This is a genomic window from Streptomyces sp. NPDC050263 (genome assembly GCF_040655955.1).
Taxonomy (GTDB): Bacteria; Actinomycetota; Actinomycetes; order Streptomycetales; family Streptomycetaceae; genus Streptomyces.
Window position 1 is genome coordinate 1 of record NZ_JBFAKW010000259.1, and the last position, 3,117, is coordinate 3,117.

A 3,117-nucleotide genomic window follows, 5' to 3' on the forward strand; every position below is an offset into this window, starting at 1 on the left:
GTCACCGGTCTCATCGACCACCAGGACGACGTCTCCTGTGCCGAGGTGGTCGACGACGAAGCCGCGCAGATCGTCACGGACGGCGTCCGCGTCCCACTTCGCCCGTGCGAGCAGGTGCTGCAGCCGGTCGGAGCCGGCACGGCCGGCGTGCTCGGCCGGCGTCCAGCAGTACTTCCGCGTCAGGCCCGCCAACAGGCCGAGGACGAACTCCCGTGCTTGCCGCCGCGGTTCGACCCGTGCGAACCGGGAGACCATCCGGCCCGTCAGGACCTCGAACGTCTCCCGCCAACGGGCGGGATGTGGGCCGTGCACCGCGGCCAACAATTGTTCATCTGTCTTCACACACCGATGCTCACTGGTGGCCGTACGCGTACCCGGAACCGGCTCCGACCAGCGAGATCACGATCTACGGCTGTAGTACTTAGCCGCTTCAGTTGAAGGGATTCGCCGGTTACGCGATCTCCAGGACCACAGCGGGAAGCGCGGCCTCCAGGACTTGCCTGCGTGGCAGGGAAAGGCCGAAGCATCGTTCGATGATCTCCAGTGCGGTGCGGTGCACTTCGCGGCGAGGCACGTCGGCGTCTGGTAGGCCGGCAGCAGCCAGCATCCTCTCGACGCGTACCGCCACCTCGCGGTCACCGTTCACGCCGTCGTATCCCCATGAACGGTCCAGGTGGAGATTGAAGGCACACATGAGACGATCGTCATGGAGGTAGGAGAACTGAGGCGGTACCGGCTTGCCGTTCTCCTCTTCGAATTCCAGCTGGAAGACGTGTGCACCACCCCGAGAAACAGGTGGCTGCGGGCCGAACTCCGCCTGCCAGCCACCGTACTTGACCACGAAGACCCACTCGCCGATCTCGCCATAACGCAGACCTATCGCCGGGTAGGGGTGGTCCCAGCAGCCGTCCTCCACGACATCGATCAGGTCCTTGCTGGTGAGGTGGTCCAGACTACGCGCCGTGCGCGTCGGCCCGAACACTGTCGCAGTGAGCCGAGACACCAGCTCTTCGGCGTCCAACCCTCGAGCGAGCACCACGCCGTAGCCGCCGAAGGCGATCGACTGGGGAGCAGCAAGCCATGTGATTCCGTCGGTCATAGCGATCATCGTGACGCACCTTCGCCGGGCGTGTCACCAGGCCCCTCGCACCCGGATTCCGCCTGGTCTATGGACGTCACAGAACCGCCCAGCCGGTCAAGTAACGCTGCCGGTGGCGCCGTTCGCGTAAGAGCTCATTCGTGAGCCGGCGGAAGCCGTACCCCAGCGACCCGTCCGACGCCCGATGGGCGTTGTTCGAACCGACCGCTTCCGTGATCGACACCCAGAGCGTGAAGACCTCCACGAACGTGCCCCTGACCAGCCAGGGAACCGACGCCGCCAAGAAGATCGCAGGCCGGGAGCGCGGCATCATCACCGACACGCTCGGCCTGCTCCTCGCCGTGACCGTCACCGCCGCAAGCCGGTCGGAAAACGCCGTCGGAATACACCTCCTCGACCAGGCCAGGAAGACCTGCCCGACCATCTCCAAAAGCTGGGTCGACACCGGCTTCAAAAATCCCGTCATCGAGCACGGAGCGAAGCTCGGAATCGACGTCGAGGTCGTGAACAGAAACCCTGAAATCCGTGGCCTTCATGTCGTCAAAAGGCGCTGGGTCGTGGAACGGAGCATCGGACGGATCAAGATGCACCGCCGTCTCGCACGCGACTACGAGACCCTTGCTGCCAGCTCCGAAGCCGTGATCCACATCGCCTCGATCGACAACCTCACCAAGCGCATAACGGACGATACGACACCCACCTGACGGGGAACTCACTCAGCGATAAAGGGCAATCCACCCAGATGCGCGCGACTGTCGGCTCGGCCGCGCTTCGACTCGGGTGACGGGCTTGTCGGCGCTGCAGGGCGGGAGGAAACCGCGCATCTAGGGCGCGTATCTAGTTTTGATCAATTGGCTGCCTGCGCGAGCTCCTTGATCCAGATCATCGAGCCGCGCAGGTGGACTCCGGCAAGGTAGCTCTTGGGTGTCTGGTCATAGCGGGTGGCAATGCCTCTCCACGCCTTGAGCTTGTTGATCAGACGCTCGACCGTGTTCCGCTCTTTGTAGAGCGCGGTGTCGTGGCTGACGGGCCGGCCGCCCCGGCTGCCCTTCTTCCTGCGGTTGGCGGCCTGGTCCTTCTTCTCCGGGATGACCGCCTTGATGCGGCGTTTACGCAGGTAGGAGCGATTGCCACGGGACGAGTAGGCCTTGTCGCCGGCAACAGCGCCGGGCCGGGTCCGGGGGCGGCCGACCGGCCCGGGCACCCGGACTTTCCTGAGCACCGGGATGAACTGCGGACTGTCCGCCGCCTGGCCGGCGGTCAGGACGAAAGCCAGTGGGCGGCACTTGCGGTCGCCGGCGACATGGATCTTGCTGGTCTGCCCGCCCCTCGAGCGCCCGAGTAGGGCTGCTCTCAGACGGACCTTGTGCCGACGCCGGACACGCCGCCGTTCCTCCCGCTCGGGATCAGCTAAAGCATGCTGTCTGTCCTGTCCTTGCGCGCTGCCCCCTTTTCACGGGCTTTCTCCTCCTCGGCGGCCGCCTCCTCCAAGGCGGCCATGACCTCTTGGCCAAGGTGCATCCCGGCAGCGTCGTGGTGAGCCCGAGCGGTGGTGGAATCCACGCTGACCAGCGTCAAATCCACCTCACCCCGCTCCGCGGCCTCCGCGATCATCCCCTCCAGAAGCGCCTCGAAGACCCCCGCGTCCCGCCACTGCCGGAACCGGTTGGACACAGTCGTCCAGGCACCGAACTCACTCGGCACCTCACGCCACTGCGCACCCGCCCTGAACCGCCAGATCACTCCCTCGAACTGCTGCCGCAGCCGCTCCGGGTACGGACCGCGCTCGCCCACCGGCAGGTACGGCTCGATCAACGCCCACTCAGCATCCGTCAGTTGCGCACGCGCCATACACGACGATCTACCGGATCCGCCCCACTCCGCGGGCCAGATCCACCAAATTGATCGAAACCAGATACGCGCCCTAGGTGACTGGTGTTAATCGTTGGGGCTCGCGTTGGGGCTTCGGCCTGTGTCAGGCTCAGGGCCGTTGGTCGCTGGGTGTGGGGAGAGGTTGA

3 protein-coding genes and 1 pseudogene are annotated in these 3,117 nt (G+C 65.4%); 1 reads left to right on the forward strand and 3 read right to left on the reverse strand.

The window, feature by feature from the left end; all coding sequences use genetic code 11:
• Both AB0J04_RS45665 and AB0J04_RS45670 read right to left on the reverse strand, forming a co-directional pair.
• The coding region (locus tag AB0J04_RS45665; protein ID WP_363174647.1) for a transposase at positions 1-255 on the reverse strand (255 nt) is incomplete at its 3' end.
• Between the two features lie 196 nt (positions 256-451).
• Positions 452-1,099: a hypothetical protein gene (locus AB0J04_RS45670; protein ID WP_363174645.1), complete on the reverse strand. Its 648-nt coding sequence runs from the start codon at positions 1,097-1,099 to the stop codon at positions 452-454.
• 140 nt (positions 1,100-1,239) lie between these two features.
• Here AB0J04_RS45670 and AB0J04_RS45675 point away from each other — a divergent pair, with 140 nt between their 5' ends.
• Positions 1,240-1,803: a transposase gene (locus AB0J04_RS45675; RefSeq protein ID WP_363174646.1), complete on the forward strand. Its 564-nt coding sequence runs from the start codon at positions 1,240-1,242 to the stop codon at positions 1,801-1,803.
• 143 nt (positions 1,804-1,946) lie between these two features.
• Here AB0J04_RS45675 and AB0J04_RS45680 read toward each other — a convergent pair.
• A pseudogene (locus AB0J04_RS45680) lies at positions 1,947-2,950 on the reverse strand (IS5 family transposase).
• Between the last annotated feature and the right edge of the window lie 167 nt (positions 2,951-3,117).